Raw genomic sequence first — 15,756 nt, 5'->3', positions numbered from 1 at the left:
GTCACCGATCCGCCGCCGGTAGGCTCGATCCGTGAGCGACACGGCACGACCCACCGAGGTCCGGGCGATGCGCCGCGGGCTCGAACTCGCGGCCCTCGGGCCCGTCGTGGGCGACCACGCTCGGGTCGGCGCGGTGATCCTCTCCCCCGCCGGCGACGTCCTCGCCGAGGGGTGGCACAAGGGTGCCGGAACCCCGCACGCTGAGGTCGACGCGATGGCGAAGGTCGATCCGGCACAGCTCCGCGGCGCGACGGCCGTCGTCACCCTCGAGCCCTGCAACCACACCGGCCGCACCGGCCCCTGCGCCGTCGCCCTGATCGAGGCCGGGGTCGCCCGTGTCGTGTACGCGATCGACGACCCGGGTACGGACGTGCACGGCGGCGCCGACCGTCTCCGCGCCGCCGGGGTCGACGTCGTGTCCGGAGTGCTCGCAGACGAGGCCGAGGCGTTCCTCGAACGGTGGCTCCTGTCGGTCCGACTCGGACGCCCCTGGGTGACCGTGAAGTGGGCCTCGAGCCTGGACGGCCGGGCCGCGGCTGCCGACGGGACGAGCAAGTGGATCACCGGCGCCGCAGCCCGACAGCACGTCCACGAGCAGCGTGCCGCGCACGACGCGATCCTGGTCGGCACCGGCACCGTCCTCGCCGACGACCCGAGCCTGACCGCTCGGGGTGACGCGGGCGAACTCCTCGCCGACCAGCCGCTCGCGGTCGTGCTCGGTGACCGCGCCGTACCCGACGACGCCGCGGTCCGTCGACACCCCCGTGGGCTCGTGACGCTGCCGGGGCACGACCTCGCCGCGTCGCTCGCCGCCCTGCGTGGGCACGGCGTGCACTCCGTGTTCGTCGAGGGCGGCCCCACCGTCGCGTCCGCGCTCATCGCCGCCGGGCTCGTCGACGAGTACCTCGTGTACGTCGCCCCGATCCTGCTCGGCGGACCCCGGGTCGCCCTCGACGACCTCGGGGTGGGAAGCATGTCCGGGCGTCGGCGGTTGGACGTACTATCGACCACCAGCCTGGGCCCTGACCTGCTGGTCCGAGCCCGACCGCAGCGCAGCACGACAGCGCAGCAGCACGACGCAGCACCCGGGTTCGGAGACGACGGGCCCACGAACGACCGGAGCACCCCATGACCGACGCGCTGACCTCCTCCACCCCGGGCAGCCCCGTCCAGTTCGAGGTGTCGACGAACGTCCCCACCACCCACGGCACGTTCCAGATGCGCGCCTACCGCGACCTCGTGACCGGCGCCGAGCACGTCGCGATCATCGGCGCGCTGCCCGACGGGTCCGCCCCGTCCGACGGCGCCCTGGTCCGCGTGCACTCCGAGTGCCTGACCGGCGAGGCGTTCGGCTCGCTGAAGTGCGAGTGCGGGCCCCAGCTCGACGCCGCCCTCGACACCATCGCTGCCGAGGGCGGCGTGGTGGTCTACCTGCGCGGGCAGGAAGGCCGCGGCATCGGGCTCATCAACAAGCTCAAGGCCTACCGACTGCAGGAAGACGGCCTCGACACGCTCGACGCCAACCTGGCGCTCGGGCTGCCGGCCGACTCCCGTGCGTACGGGGGCGCCGCGGGCATCCTCGCCGAACTCGGCATCACCCGCGTGCGACTGCTCTCGAACAACCCCGAGAAGCGTCGCCAGCTCGAGGAGCACGGCATCACCGTCGAGTCGCTCGTGCCGCTGGTCGTCGGTGTCTCGGCGCAGAACGCCGGCTACCTCGACACCAAGCGCGACCGGATGGGGCACCAGCTGCCCGCGCACCTCGAGGCCGGCGCCAGCGCAGGGGCGGGCGCCGGCGCAGGAGCCGCCAGCTGACTCTGGGCTGATTCGCAGGTGGGCGACATCTGTCGTACGATGTTGTCTTCCGTCACAAGCGGTCCCCCACCAACCGAACGCACCCGATCGGTGCCCGCGCCACCCTGCGCGAACCGATCGGTGTCCGCCGTTTCGGGTATCCGTGCTCCCTGCCAGGAGCGCGCACCACGGAAGACCACACGACACCCATGACCGCCGCACCGGCACCCGCAACCCCGACCTCAGCTCCGGCACCAGCAGGCAACCCGCGCTCGCGCGTCGTCATCGCCAGCCTCGTCGGCACCTCGATCGAGTTCTACGACTTCTACGTCTACGCGACGGCCGCGGTCCTCGTCTTCCCGACGCTGTTCTTCCCGAACGAGGACCCCACGGCATCGCAGCTGTCGTCGTTCGTGACGTTCGCCCTCGCCTTCTTCGCGCGGCCGATCGGGTCGATCATCTTCGGGCACTTCGGTGACCGGGTGGGTCGCAAGACGACCCTCGTCGCGTCGCTGCTCGTCATGGGCACCGCGACGTTCCTGATCGGCTGCCTGCCGACGTTCAGCACCATCGGCGTGTGGGCGCCGGTCCTGCTCGCCGTGATGCGCTTCGCCCAGGGCGTCGGCCTCGGCGGCGAGTGGTCCGGTGCGGCACTGCTCGCCACCGAGAACGCCCCCAAGGGCAAGCGCGGCGTCTTCGGTTCGATGCCGCAGCTCGGCGCACCGATCGGCTTCCTGCTCGCGAACGGCCTGTTCATCGCGATCAACGCCGCGATGCCCGCCGGTGCCGACGGCACCCCGAACGCCGACTTCCAGGCGTGGGGCTGGCGCATCCCGTTCCTGCTCTCCTCGGTCCTGGTCATCGTCGGGCTCTACGTGCGCTTCAAGCTCGTCGAGTCGCCGGTGTTCCGCGGCGTGCAGGAGTCCGGCACGGTCGCGAAGATCCCGCTGGGCCGGGTGTTCCGCACCTCGTGGAAGGCGCTCATCGTCGGCACGTTCGGCATGGTCGCGACGTACGTCCTCTTCTACTTCATGACCACGTTCACGCTGTCGTACGGCACCACCGGTGCCGAGGCCGGTCCGCTCGTCCCGAAGGTCGGCCTCGGCTACAGCCGCGGTGAGTTCCTGACGCTGCTCATGATCGGCGTCGTGTTCTTCGGCATCTTCACCCCGATCGCCGGCATCCTGGCCGACAGGTTCGGGCGCCGGAAGACCCTCATCCCGACCACGATCGGCATCGCGCTGTTCGGTCTGACGTTCCAGTTCTGGTTCGCCGCGTCGCAGGGCCCGATCACGGTGGTGACGTTCCTGATCGTCGGACTGTCCCTGATGGGGCTGACCTTCGGGCCGATGGGTGCGCTGCTGCCGGAGCTGTTCCCGACGAACGTCCGGTACACCGGTTCGGCGATCGCGTACAACGTCGCGTCGATCCTCGGTGCCTCGCTCGCGCCGACGATCGCCCTGGCGCTGTGGCAGGCCGACGGCAACATCTTCCTGGTCGGGCTGTACCTGACGATCGCCGCCGTCGTGACGCTCGTCGCGCTGCTCTTCGTCCGTGAGACGAAGAGCAAGGAGTTCGCGGACGCCTGAGGCGTCACCACGGACGGACGGGAGGCCCGGTGCCAGCTGGCACCGAGCCTCCCGTCTGTCGTGTGCGCGCCCCGACTGCCCGGCGCACGACGTCGACGCACCAACCTGTCCGTCAACTCAGGTTGACGGCTGTCAGCGCGTCAATGTAGGTTGACAGCCATGGACCGACCGACCATCACGAGCCTCGCGGCCGGAGCCTCCGGGGACGACCCGTTCTCCGCCCTCGCCAACGTGCGCGAGCTCCGCCGTGAACTCGACCGGACCGAAGAGCTCGCTGCCCGTGCCGCCCGCAACGCCGGGGCGTCGTGGCAGGAGATCGCGACCCTGCTCGGTGTCAGCCGACAGGCAGTGCACAAGAAGTACGGCAGAAACTAGGAACACGATGAGTCTCCCCTTCGCGCGCCCCAAGAAGACCGACGGCCCCCGCGCCACCTTCGGCCGCCTGTTGTCCTACCTGTTCGAGAACAAGCCGGCGATGGTCGTCATCATCGTGCTGAGCATCCTCGGCGCCGGGGCGTCGCTCGCGCAGCCGCTGCTCGTCAACCAGGTCGTCACGGCGGTGCAGCAGGGCAACACGCTCAGCACGCTCGTCTGGCTGCTCGTCGGGCTCGTCCTGGTCGCCGGCGTCCTGAACGGTGTGCAGCACTTCCTGCTGCAGCGTGCAGGCGAGGGCGTCGTGCTCTCCACGCGCCGCAAGCTCATCGCCCGCATCCTCAACCTGCCGATCTCGGAGTTCGACACCCGCCGCACCGGCGACCTGGTGTCCCGCGTCGGCAGCGACACCACGCTCCTGCGCGCCGTCCTGACCCAGGGCCTGATCGAGTCGATCGGCGGCGCCCTCACGTTCATCGGCGCGATCATCGCGATGGCGATCATCGACCCGCTGCTGCTCGTGATCGTGGTCGTCATCGTCCTGGTCGCGATCGTGGTCGTCGGCGGACTGAGTCGGCGCATCCGGATCGCGTCGAAGCGTGCGCAGGAGAAGGTCGGCGACCTGACCGCGGCGGTCGAGCGCGGCATCGGCGCCGTCCGCACCATCCGCGCGGCGGGTGCCACCGAGCGCGAGGTGCACGAGGTCGACGGACACGCGACCGAGGCCTACCAGCGCGGCCTCGACATCGCGAAGATGTCCGCGTTCGTCGTCCCGGTCGCGAGCATCGTCATGCAGGTGGCGTTCATCGCCGTGCTCGGCGTCGGCGGGGCCCAGGTCGCCGCGGGCACCATCACCATCGCCACGCTCATCACGTTCATCCTGCTGCTCTTCATGATGATCATGCCGCTCGGCCAGGCGATGGGCGCCGCCGTCGCGGTCGCGCAGGCGCTCGGTGCGCTCGGCCGGATCGAGGAGATCCTGCACCTGCCGACCGAGGCGCAGGACGACGCCGCTGCGCGCCCCGCCGCCGCGGTCGCCTCCGACGACGCCATCACGTTCGAGCACGTCACGTTCCGGTACGCGGCTACAGCGGACGCGTCCGGTCCGGACGGCGCCGTCGCGTCCGGCGCGGTGGACCGACCGGGAGGCCCGGATCGCCTCGCCGACGAGCGTCCGGCCGACGACGTGGTGCTCCACGACGTGTCGTTCCGTGTTCCCCGCGGCTCGCGGGTCGCACTCGTGGGTCCGTCGGGTGCTGGCAAGTCGACGACCCTCGCCCTGATCGAGCGGTTCTACGACCCGACCGAGGGCGTCATCCGGCTCGGTGGCATCGACGTCCGGGGCATGGACCGCCAGGAGCTCCGCGCCCAGATCGGCTACGTCGAGCAGGACGCCCCGGTACTCGCCGGCACCATCCGCGCGAACCTGTTGCTCGGTTCGCCGGATGCGACCGAGGACGACTGCGTCCGCGTGCTCGAGGCGGTCAACCTCGGCGAGGTGCTGCACCGCGACCCGCGTGGGCTCGACGCCCAGGTCGGCGAGGACGGCGTGATGCTCTCGGGCGGAGAGCGTCAACGGCTGGCCATCGCCCGCGCGCTGCTCGCCGCTCCCCCGATCCTGCTGCTCGACGAGTCGACGTCGTCGCTCGACGGTGTGAACGAGCAGAAGATGCGGCTGGCGATCGATGCCGTCGCTGAGGACCGCACCCTGCTCGTCATCGCGCACCGGCTGTCCACCGTGGTGGACTCCGACGTCATCGTCGTGCTCGAGCACGGCCGGGTCGTCGGCGCCGGCACGCACTCCGAGCTCGTCGAGTCGACGCCGCTCTACCGCGACCTGGCGAAGCACCAGCTGCTGGTCTGAGCCCCGCCGTCGGCCCGTTCAGGCGGCGAACGGGTCCGGGGTGAGCACGTACACGGTCTCGAGGTACTCCTCGATGCCCTCGTGCGAGCCCTCGCGGCCGAGACCGGACGACTTCACCCCGCCGAACGGGAACGCTGCGTTCGACACGACGCCGGTGTTCAGTCCGAGCATCCCGGTCTCCAGGCGTTCGGCGAGCCGCTGCCCGCGCGGGAAGTCCGTCGTGAACGCGTAGGCGATGAGCCCGAACTCGGTGTCGTTGGCGAGCCGGATGCCCTCGTCCTCGGTCGCGAAGCGGGTGATCGACACGACCGGTCCGAAGATCTCGGTCGTCAGGATCTCCGATCCCGGCTGGACGTCGTCGAGCACCGTGGGCGCGTAGTAGGTGCCGGGCCGCTCGACGCGGTGTCCGCCGGTGACGAGCCGTGCGCCGCGGGTGACCGCGTCGTCGACGAGTCCGGCGGCCTTGTCCACCGCACGATCGTCGATGAGCGGACCCATCGTCGTGCCGACCTCGGTACCCCGGCCGATGCGGAGCGCGTCGACCTTCGCGGTGAGGGCGGCCACGAACGCGTCGGCGATGCCGTCCTGCACGAAGAACCGGTTGGCGGCAGTGCAGGCCTCGCCGACGTTCCGGAACTTCGCGAGCATCGCAGCGGTGACGGCGGCGTCGAGGTCGGCGTCGTCGAAGACCAACAGCGGGGCGTTGCCGCCGAGCTCCATGCTCGTCCTGAGCACGTTGTCCGCCGCCTGCTTGAGGAGCGCGGACCCGACCGGCGTCGATCCGGTGAAGGTGAGCTTGCGGAGGCGGCGGTCGGCGATGATCGGCTCGGACAGGCCCTTGGCGTCGAGGGACGGCACCACGTTGAGCACGCCGTCCGGCAGCCCGGCACGGCGGAACAGCTCGACCAGGAACAGCGTGGTCAGCGGCGTGAGCTCCGCCGGCTTCACGACGACCGTGCAGCCGGCCGCCAGTGCGGGGCCGATCTTGCGGGTCGCCATGGCGAGGGGGAAGTTCCACGGGGTGATCGCGTACACCGGGCCCGACCGGACGCTTCAGGACGATCGCGCGTCCGGTGCCCTCGGGGTTGGTGCGGTAGTCGCCGCCGATGCGGACGGCCTCCTCCGAGAACCAGCGGAGGAACTCGCCGCCGTAGACCACCTCGCCGCGGGCCTCTGTCAGGGGCTTGCCCATCTCGAGCGTCATCAGGGCGGCCAGGTCGTCCTCGTGGGCGCGGACGAGGTCGAACGCGCGACGCAGCACGTCGGAACGCTGGCGTGGAGCGGTCGCCGCCCACTCCCGCTGCGCGGCGACCGCGGCGTCGAGCGCGGCGATGCCGTCCTCGGGGGTGGCGTCGGCGACCTCGGCCAGCACGTCGCCGGTCGAGGGGTCGCGGACGGCGAACGTCGCGCCGCTCGCCGACGGGCGCCAGGACCCGCCGATGAACAGGCCGGTCGGCACGCCCTGCACGGTGACGTGGTCGTCGCCCACGGTCGTGGTGAGGTCGCCGGTCGTGGCGCTCGTGTCGGTGCTGGTGTCGGCGCTGGTGTCGGTGCTGGTCTCGGTCACAGCTGTGCTCCTCCGGGGTTCGCGAGCCCCTCGTCCATGTCGCTGCGGTCGACGTGCCCGCCGGCCGATCGGATGTCGTCGAGCGCGCGGGCGCTGCGCTCGACGTCGACGCCGGCGACCAGGTCCTCGTAGACGGCGACGTCGATGCCGGCAGCGCGGGCGTCGAGGGCCGAGGCCCGGACGCAGTGGTCGGTGGCGATGCCGACGATGTCGACGGAGTGCACCCGGTGCTCGGCCAGGATCTCCGGCAACGGCACGCCCGACTCGGTCCGCGCCTGGAAGGCCGAGTAGTCCGGCGTGCCCTGGCCCTTGAAGACGTCGACGTCGATCGGCTCGGTGTCGAGCTCCGGGTGGTACTCGGCGCCCGGTGTGCCGGCCACGCAGTGCACGGGCCACGTGTCGACGAAGTCGGGGCCCTCGGGTCCGGCGAAGTGTCCGCCGTTGTCGTCGTCGCCGTGGTGCCAGTCGCGGGAGCCGACGATCAGGTCGTACTCCTCGGCGTGCCGGCCGAGGAACGCGCTGATCCGTTCCGCGAGAGCCGCACCCCCGGTCACCCCGAGCGCACCGCCCTCGGTGAAGTCGTTCTGGACGTCGACGATGAGGAGAGCCCGTGCCATGGGCCCATCCAACACCCGGTGACTCAGGAGTCGGTGAGCTTGCTCCCGCAGGAGTAGGCCGCCGCGGTCACCGCGTCGAGCGCCGGCAGCGCGGCCGCGCGCGACGAACCGATGGCGTAGAACGCGAAGGTCAGGCGCGATCCGTCTGCGGCGTCGATGTACCCGCCGAGGGTGTTCGCGCTGTCGATCCACCCGGTCTTCGCGTGCACCTTGCCGCGGGCGACGGCGTTCGCGCCGGTGAAGCGGCTGGCGAGGGTGCCGGACTGGCCCGACACGGGCAGGGCGTTCGCGAGGGTACCGAGGCCCTTCGCACCGGCCGCGACCTGCACCATGAGGTGGGCGACGAAGTTCGGCGACACCGCGTTCGCGGCGCTCTCGCCCGAGCCGTCCTTGATGACGATGCCGGCCGGGTCGACGCCGTAGGAACCGAGCGCCGACTGGTACACCGAGGTCAGCGACGCCGCCGACCCGTTCGAGCCGGACTCCTTCGACGACACCCGGGCGAGCATCTCGGCGAGGGTGTTGTCCGAGTTCGGGATCATCTGCCCGATCAGTGTCGACACCGGCTGTGACGACACCGTCGCGATGGTGTTCGTGCTGGTCGTGGCGCGCTTGACGATCTGTGCCGACCCCGCCCCGGCGACCCCGGCGTTCGCCAGTGCCGTCCGGAACGCGGCGCCCGCGCGGCCGACCGGGTCCTCGGACCGGGGCGAGGTCGCCGCGGCCGGGTTCGCCCGGTCACCGTCGACCATGAGCGCCGTCACCTTCGGCTGGTACCCGATGGTGCGCTCGGACACCGGCCACGTGGGGTCCCACGCGTCGGCGTCGCTCCAGTACGTGTCGTCGGTGACGATCGTGGTGACGGGGGTGTCGCCGACCTTCGCCTTGACCTGTTGGGCGAGCTGCGCGAGCGTCGGGGCCCCCGGGTAGACCGTGCCGTTGCCGGCGGACAGGGTGGCGTCGCCGTGCCCGACCAGCGCGATGGTCCCGCCGGACTCCTGCGTGACCGTGGTCGGGATGCGGTGGTCGCCGCCGAGCACCGCGAGCGCCGTCGCCGTCGTCAGGGTCTTCATGACGCTGCCGGTCTGGGCGGCCTTGTCGCCGTCCTTCGAGAACAGGACCTCGCCGGTCTTCGCGTCCATGACGTACCCCTCGAACGCGCCGAGACCACTCGCCGACGCCGCCCCGGCGATCGAGCAGGTGCGCAGGGCGGAGGGGCCGGCCGGGTCCTTCGGCACGGCGCGGGCGTCCGGGGTGGGTGTCGGCGTGCTCGTCGGTCGCTTCGTGGTGGCGGTCGACCGGCTCGGCGTCGAGGTCGCGCGCGACGTGGCCGCCGGCGCGGCTGTCGTGCCCGTGTCCGGTGTCATCGCCGCGGCGACCGCGACGGCCCCGCCCGAACCGATCACGAGCAGGGCCGCGAGGCCACCGGCGATCCAGGGCACCGGGCGGCGCACGGCGGAGGCACGCGCGGCTGCGACGGCGGCGCGGACACGCTCCGGTACGGAAGGCGGGGTGGGCTGCTGCTCGGACATCGCGACCGATCCTACGGAACTGCGGCAGGAGCCTCCAGGCCGGATCGTCCCGATGTGGACGACGCGACCCGGATCAGGGCGCTGTGGAGGCGTCGTCCGCGGGGTAGCGCACGCCGACCTGGCGGCGGGCCTCGTCCATGACGGCCATGATCGCGACCGACTGTTCGGCGTCCATCGGACCGCCCTCGTGCACGCCGGACGTGACCATCGCCTCGAACGCGCGCGCCTCGTGGCCGTAGCCGGCGAGCTCTTCCCGCGCGTCGAACTCCTCGACCACGACGCCGTCGCGGTCCCGGATCCGCCACGTCGTCGGGGTGTACCAGGTCGAGTCGACGTCGATGCGCCCCGACTCGCCGATCACCGAGGCCGTGTTCGGGCTGCGCACGTCCATCCCGAAGTGGATCACCGACTGTGCACCGCCGTCGTGCGTCAGGACGATGCCCATCTGCGTGTCGACACCCTGCTCGCTCAGCGTGCCGGCCGCGACGAGCGAGGTGGGCACCCCCAGCACGTCGACGGCGAAGGACACCGGGTACACGCCCAGGTCCAGCAGGGCTCCACCGCCGAGGGCGGGATCGCGCAGCCGGTGCGACGGGTCGGTGGGCAGGGCCTGGTGGTGCGTCGCCTCGACGAGCACCGGCCGGCCGATGCGCCCCTCGGCCAGGACCTCGCGGATCATCGCCATCTGCGGCAGGAACCGGGTCCACATCGCCTCGGTCACCGCGACGCCCGCTCGACGGGCAGCATTGACCACGGTCCGCGCCTCGGCCGCCGTCATCGTGAAGGCCTTCTCGACGAGGACGTGCTTGCCGGCGCGGATCGCGAGCAGGGCGTCCTCGGCGTGCCGGACGTGCGGGGTCGCGACGTACACGGCGTCGACCGTGTCGTCGGCGACGAGGTCCTCGTAGGAGCCGTGCGCCCGTGGGATGCCGAACTCCGCCGCGAACGCCTCGGCACCGTCGCGGGTGCGGCTGCCGACCGCCGTGAACTCGATGCCGGCGGCGACGCAGTCGCCCACGAAGGACCGGGCGATGCCGCCCGTGCCGATGACTCCCCAGCGAACCGTCATGCGGCCATGTCTACCAGGACTGGCCGCAGCACTTTGGTATGGACTCCACTGGTGATTGCCAGCTAACGTGCTCCACGATCCCCCATCCGGGGGTCACTCCTCCCCGAGTCGAAGGTGTGCAGGTCCTCCATGCGCCGTTCCGTCCTCTCCGTCGTCGCCACCAGCGCCGCGATCGTCCTCACGTCCACCCTCGTCGGCGGTCCGGCCAACGCACACGGGTGGGGCGACCCAGGACACGGACCGGGACACTCGCCGGGGCACTCCGCCGACGCCGGCCTGACGCCGCGGACGCACTTCACGATGGCTGCCGACGGCACGTCCGGTGCGACGCAGGGCGGCGAGGGCATCCCGAACATCGACTCCGTCAAGAAGACCATCGCCACCTACTACGGCGACCCCGGCACGGGCCTCGCGAACCGGACCGACTCCCCCTACATCCGCGAGATGCGATCGATCGTCGCCCGCCAGGGAGCGTCGCTGCAGCGCATCCACGACCGTGCCGTCCGACACGGCGAGAAGCCCGCGATCGTCCTCGACGCCGACGACACCACCCTGTGGACGTACGACATGGAGGTCGCGGACATGCACTTCGTGTTCGACCCCGCACGGCAGGACGAGTGGGTGCAGGACGAGCGCTTCGCCGCCACCCCGTCCATGGTCGGCTTCGTCAACCGCGCCGCCGCGATGGGCTTCACGGTGTTCGGACTGACCGGCCGGAACGACGACCAGAAGACCGCGACCGTGCAGAACCTGTCGAAGGTCGGCTACACCGCCTTCACCGAGGACCGCTTCTTCACGAAGTGGACCGGCAAGGGCGCCTCGCAGCAGCCGTCGTACGTGACCTGCGCCGCAGCGAGCTGCACGACCGTCGAGTACAAGGCCCTGACCCGCAAGCACATCGAGCAGGACCTCGGCTACGACATCACGCTGAACATCGGCGACCAGTGGAGCGACCTGCAGGGCGGGTACGCCGACCGGTCCCTCAAGCTGCCGAACCCCACCTACTCCCTCCCCTCGGCCGATCTGCCCGGCGTCTCCGAGCCGCGGCTCGCGCCCCGCACACAGTTCACGATGGCGGCCGACGGCTCCTCCGGCGCGACGCAGTCCGGTGAGGGCATCCCGAACATCGACTCCGTCAAGAAGACCATCGCCACCTACTACGGCGACCCCGGCACCGGACTCGCGAACCGCACCGACTCCCCGTACATCCGCGAGATGCGGTCCCTCGTCCGGCGGCAGGCCCCCGTCGTCGCCGCCCAGTGCGCCGTCGGCCGCAAGCTGCACCGCAACCCCGCGATCGTGCTCGACGCCGACGACACCACGCTCTGGACCTACGACATGGAGGTCGCGGACATGCACTTCGTCTTCGACCCCGCGCTGCAGGACGAGTGGGTGCAGGACGAACGGTTCCCCGCGACCCCGTCGATGACCTCGCTCGTGTCGATCGCACAGCGTTCCGGGTGCACGATCATCGGGCTGACCGGCCGGAACGCCGATCAGGAGACCGCCACCATCGACAACCTGCAGCGCGTCGGCTCCCCGCAGTTCTCGGCGACGAAGCGCGGCACCGAGACGTACTACACGAAGTGGACCGGGGTCGGGGCGTCGCAGCAGCCGTCGTACATCACCTGCGCCACGGCGAAGTGCACCACCGTCGAGTACAAGTCGCAGACCCGGGCGCACATCGAGTCACGATCGGGCGGCCGGTACGACGTGGTCTCGAACTTCGGCGACCAGTACAGCGACCTGCTCGGGGGCTCGGCGGACCGCAGCGTCAAGCTGCCGAACCCGACGTACTACCTGCCCTGACCCTCAGCGCCGGTGCTTGCCGAGTGCGGCGTCGGGCGCGGCCATCGGGTGGGTGCGGAACCAGCGCAGCAACGCTCGCGCCTTGCTGGTGTCCGCACTCCGGTCGCCGTCGGACAGGAACGTGTCGAAGCCGTCGGGGAGCGCGGTCTCGTGGTCGCGGTCGAACGCCATCGTCCACTCGCCGAACCGCGGCGTGTGGATCCGCTCCTCGACGAGCAGCCCGACGTCGGTGTGTCGGGGGTCCTCGGTGATGCGCTGGTACGTCTCGAGGACCGCGGCCTCCGGACCCTCGAGCAGCTGCATGAAGCGGCCGTCCTTGTACACGAGCAGGCCGGACAAGCCGGATGCGGCGTTCCGGGCTCTGGCGTGTTCGAGGAGCGCGTCGAGGCGGGGCTGGTCGAAGGGTTCGTCGGCGGCGCTCATGTAGACGAGTGACAGGAGCATGACGACCTTTCGAACGGAGAACGTGGCTTCGGTTCGATCGTCCCGCACGACGGCGGTCCGGCGCAGCCCCAGAACGGGGAGCGGGCCGGCGCGGCCCGTCGTCACTGCGCGTCGTAGGTGCGGACCCAGTCGATCTGCAGGTTGCCGGCCTTGCCCCAGTTGCCGACCTGCACCATGTAGCGGTGCGGGGTCGTCGGGACGTTCCGCGCGACCGTGAAGACGAGCTTGCCGTCGAGGTAGTAGTGGATCGCCCGCCCGGGGATCCACTCCGTCGTGTAGGTGTGCCAGTCCCGCCAGGACACCCGGGTGTTGTAGTTGTCCGACGCCTTCTCGTCCCCGGGCAGCATCGAGTGGTGGAACACCCGCGGCGAGCCGTCGAAGTTGCCCTCGGGGTAGTTGAGTTCGCCGTCCGCCCAGTCGTTCGACGTCGGCCAGAGCATGATCGCTGCGCCGTTCTTGTCGCCGCCGGTGGCACGGGCGCGGATGCTGAACGACCCGCCGACGTGCGACCAGGCGTCCTCGGGCGTGCCGAACGTGCCGGCCGATCCGTGCTCGCCGTCGAGGGCGATGTCCATGTACCCGTCGTGCGCGCTGACCATCTTGCTCGACCAGTACTTGCCGCCGGTAGCGTCCGGGTACGGCTGCCACGACTGCGCGTACGTCGCCGCGAACGGGCCGTTCGCCGCAGCCGGCGTGTCGAAGTCCACCGAGAAGGTCGGCGTGCGCCCGATGGTCGGATCGGTTGCCACCGTGGTCGGGTGCGGGGTCGGGGTCGCGCTGCTGCTCGATGCGCCGGCCGGGGCCGCCGATGACGTCGCCCGCGACTCCGGCACCGCGGCGGCCGTGATGGCCAGCGCAGCAGCCGCAGCAGCCACCAGGACGACGGTCGTCGCACGCTTGAACACGGTACCTCCGTCGGTCGTCCGCCGAGGGGGTACGGGGCGGTGCAGGTGGTCGGTCGCGGGGATCCCCGCGTCCTGACGAGGCTAACCCGCGTCCTCCCCCGCTGTCTGGTCCGGAGTCAAGGGGTGCGGTTTCCCGCAGATGCAGAAATCCCCGGTCAGGACCTGTTGCAGATCCGTGACCGGGGATGTGTTCCGAGCCGCCTGTCGGAATCGAACCGACGACCTATTCATTACGAGTGAATCGCTCTACCGACTGAGCTAAGGCGGCGCGCTCGCTCCGAACCCGGAGCGGCACGATCAATGACTATACAGGCTCAGACGAGTGAACGCGAAACGAGCACGCCAAGCTCGGCGAAGGACCTGCGGAGCTCGTCGACCAGGTGCGAACCGGCCTCGGACCCGGACCACTCCCACCACGCGTGCCGGAGCGCACCGAGCGCCACGATCGACGCCAGGCGCGCCCGACGACGGAGCGCGTCGGGGTCCGCGGCGAGCTCGGGGTCCTCGCCTTCGAGCCGCCGGGCGACCGCCGCCTGGATCTCGGCCTGGAACTCCTTCATCGACTCCATGCGTCGGCTGAACAGTTCGGGGTTCGCCCGGAGCACCTGCTGCCGTTCCTCGATGAGTCCGCGTTCCTCGATGAGCTCCTGCGTCGAGTGCACGAGCAGTGCACCGAGGTCCGACAGCAGGTCGCCGTCCGGTCCCCCGTCGACGAACTCCTGCAGCGCGGCGTCGTCGGGCAGCTCCGGGTCGTCCCCGAGGATCGCCTGTTCCTTGCTCGGGAAGTAGTTGAAGAACGTGCGGGGTGAGACGTCGGCTCGACGCGAGATCTCGTCCACGGTGACCGCTCCGAGGCCGTCCTCGATCGCGATGCGGAGCGCGGCCGCCTGGATGGCGCGGCGGGTGGCGCGGCGTTTCCGTTCGCGCAGGCCGGGTTCAGCGTCGGGCATGCCGTGATTGTCCCATGCCCCACTCGTCGCGGGGAGAGTCCGTCGCGGTCAGCGCCGGACGCGGGCGATCGTGACGAGCAGCGCCTCGAGCGCGAGCAACGCCGCCACGTTCGCGGCGATCCGCTGCCGGGCGAGGGCGATCGCGTCGAGCACCTCGAGCGCCGCGGCCGGCGTGACCGACTGCAGGGCCTGGTCGAGGTGGTCGCGCATCGCCAGGTTGACGGGTTCCGCCGGGGCGCCGAGACCGAGCAGGAGCAGGTCGCGGTACAGCGAGGACACGTCGACCAGGATGCGGTCGAGACCGTCGCGCAGGCTGCGGGTCGCACGGCGCTTCTGGTCGTCCTCGAGCAGCCGGAGCTGCGAGCGGAGGGCCGGCGGGATCGTCCCGCCGGGTTCGATGCCGAGCGATCGCAGTGCGGCGTCGCGTTCTTCGGAGTCGCGCTGCTGCGTGATGGCCTTGGCGTCTTCGTCGGCGACGGCGAGCAGGTCGGCGGCGGCCATCACGGCGTCGCCGACGCTCCGGACGCCGAGCACGGTCGTCAGGGTGCGGCGGCGACGATCGCGGGCGTCCTCGCTCGTCGCCAGGCGCTGCGCCATGCCGATGTGGCTCTGCGCCTGCCGTGCTGCGTCCATCGCGAGGGCGCGGTCGATGCCGGTGCGGGCGACCAGCAGGTCGGCGACGGACTCGATGCCGGGGACCCGGAGGCGTACGGAGCGGACGCGCGACCGGATGGTGGGCAGCAGGTCGGCTTCACTCGGGGCGCAGAGGATCCAGACGGTGCGCTCCGGAGGTTCTTCGAGCGCCTTGAGCAGCAGGTTCGAGGTGCGTTCCGTCATGCGGTCGGCGTCCTCGATGATGACGATGCGGTACCGACCGACCGAGGGCGAGTAGTACGACGAGGTCACGAGCTGCCGGATCTCGTCGATCGTGATGATCACGCGCTGCGTCGTGAGCACCGACACGTCGGGGTGGGTCTTCGCGGTGATCTGCTGCAGGGTGTGGTCGTCGTCGGGACCGTTGCCCACGAGGGCTGCGGCGAACGCCGTCGCCACGTTCGACCGGCCGGACCCGGGTGGCCCCGTGATCAACCACGAGTGCGTCATGCCGCCGGTGCCGTCGGTCGACTCCGCGGCGTTCCGGAGGGAGGCGACTGCTTCTTCCTGACCGGTCAGGCCGTCCCACACGCTCACGGGACCATCCTGTCAGCGACCACCGTCATGCGGGCGACCACCACCTTGCGGGC

Annotated in this window: 12 protein-coding genes, 1 tRNA gene and 2 pseudogenes; 6 read left to right on the top strand and 9 right to left on the bottom strand. The window is 71.0% G+C overall.

Translation table 11 applies throughout. The features are described 5' to 3' along the window. The first annotated feature begins 67 nt into the window (after positions 1-67). From ribD to M4960_RS13230, 5 genes and pseudogenes are all read left to right on the top strand, one after another. Complete coding sequence (gene ribD, locus M4960_RS13250; protein ID WP_248704544.1) at positions 68-1,132, top strand: bifunctional diaminohydroxyphosphoribosylaminopyrimidine deaminase/5-amino-6-(5-phosphoribosylamino)uracil reductase RibD; 1,065 nt, start codon at positions 68-70, stop codon at positions 1,130-1,132. A gap of 29 nt (positions 1,133-1,161) precedes the next feature. Continuing rightward, a pseudogene (ribA, locus tag M4960_RS13245) lies at positions 1,162-1,815 on the top strand (GTP cyclohydrolase II); the annotation flags it as partial. Positions 1,816-2,003: 188 nt separating this feature from the next. Then, positions 2,004-3,383, top strand: coding sequence for an MFS transporter (locus tag M4960_RS13240; protein WP_248704477.1), 1,380 nt, complete (start codon positions 2,004-2,006; stop codon positions 3,381-3,383). Between the two features lie 159 nt (positions 3,384-3,542). Continuing rightward, positions 3,543-3,758, top strand: coding sequence for a helix-turn-helix domain-containing protein (locus M4960_RS13235; RefSeq protein WP_123292166.1), 216 nt, complete (start codon positions 3,543-3,545; stop codon positions 3,756-3,758). A gap of 7 nt (positions 3,759-3,765) precedes the next feature. After that, a complete protein-coding gene (locus tag M4960_RS13230) occupies positions 3,766-5,619 on the top strand; it encodes an ABC transporter ATP-binding protein (RefSeq protein WP_248704476.1) in 1,854 nt (617 codons plus the stop codon). A gap of 18 nt (positions 5,620-5,637) precedes the next feature. On the opposite strand, the pseudogene M4960_RS13225 reads toward M4960_RS13230, so the two are convergent. From M4960_RS13225 to M4960_RS13210, 4 genes and pseudogenes are all read right to left on the bottom strand, one after another. After that, positions 5,638-7,108: pseudogene (locus M4960_RS13225) on the bottom strand (NAD-dependent succinate-semialdehyde dehydrogenase). Between the two features lie 74 nt (positions 7,109-7,182). Next, a complete protein-coding gene (locus M4960_RS13220; RefSeq protein WP_132100082.1) occupies positions 7,183-7,803 on the bottom strand; it encodes an isochorismatase family protein in 621 nt (206 codons plus the stop codon). A 23-nt stretch (positions 7,804-7,826) separates the two neighbouring features. Then, positions 7,827-9,335 (bottom strand): D-alanyl-D-alanine carboxypeptidase/D-alanyl-D-alanine-endopeptidase, encoded by a 1,509-nt coding sequence (gene dacB, locus M4960_RS13215; RefSeq protein WP_248704475.1) that lies wholly within the window; start codon positions 9,333-9,335, stop codon positions 7,827-7,829. Positions 9,336-9,408: 73 nt separating this feature from the next. After that, the gene (locus M4960_RS13210) at positions 9,409-10,404 is read right to left on the bottom strand and encodes a Gfo/Idh/MocA family protein (protein ID WP_248704474.1); all 996 of its coding nucleotides are present in this window, start codon (positions 10,402-10,404) and stop codon (positions 9,409-9,411) included. A gap of 129 nt (positions 10,405-10,533) precedes the next feature. On the opposite strand from M4960_RS13210, the gene M4960_RS13205 reads away from it, so the two are divergent. Continuing rightward, positions 10,534-12,213, top strand: coding sequence for an HAD family acid phosphatase (locus M4960_RS13205; RefSeq protein WP_248704473.1), 1,680 nt, complete (start codon positions 10,534-10,536; stop codon positions 12,211-12,213). Positions 12,214-12,216: 3 nt separating this feature from the next. Here the strand turns inward: M4960_RS13205 and M4960_RS13200 are convergent, their stop codons facing one another. The 5 genes from M4960_RS13200 to M4960_RS13180 all read right to left on the bottom strand — a co-directional run bounded on the left by M4960_RS13200 (position 12,217) and on the right by M4960_RS13180 (position 15,703). After that, a complete protein-coding gene (locus M4960_RS13200; RefSeq protein WP_123938665.1) occupies positions 12,217-12,657 on the bottom strand; it encodes a BLUF domain-containing protein in 441 nt (146 codons plus the stop codon). A 101-nt stretch (positions 12,658-12,758) separates the two neighbouring features. Further along, complete coding sequence (locus tag M4960_RS13195) at positions 12,759-13,562, bottom strand: glycoside hydrolase family 16 protein (RefSeq protein ID WP_132100079.1); 804 nt, start codon at positions 13,560-13,562, stop codon at positions 12,759-12,761. Positions 13,563-13,757: 195 nt separating this feature from the next. Continuing rightward, positions 13,758-13,830: transfer RNA gene (locus M4960_RS13190), tRNA-Thr, on the bottom strand. 46 nt (positions 13,831-13,876) lie between these two features. Further along, positions 13,877-14,512, bottom strand: a complete 636-nt coding sequence (locus tag M4960_RS13185) for a TetR/AcrR family transcriptional regulator (protein ID WP_248704472.1) — start codon at positions 14,510-14,512, stop codon at positions 13,877-13,879. 48 nt (positions 14,513-14,560) lie between these two features. Beyond that, a complete protein-coding gene (locus M4960_RS13180; RefSeq protein WP_111084209.1) occupies positions 14,561-15,703 on the bottom strand; it encodes a DNA polymerase III subunit delta' in 1,143 nt (380 codons plus the stop codon). Positions 15,704-15,756: the final 53 nt, after the last annotated feature.

The sequence above is a fragment of the Curtobacterium sp. MWU13-2055 genome (genome assembly GCF_023242305.1).
In the GTDB taxonomy this organism is placed as follows: Bacteria; Actinomycetota; Actinomycetes; order Actinomycetales; family Microbacteriaceae; genus Curtobacterium.
Note: the sequence above shows the minus strand (reverse complement) of the source record. Positions and strands in the feature narration are given on the sequence as shown.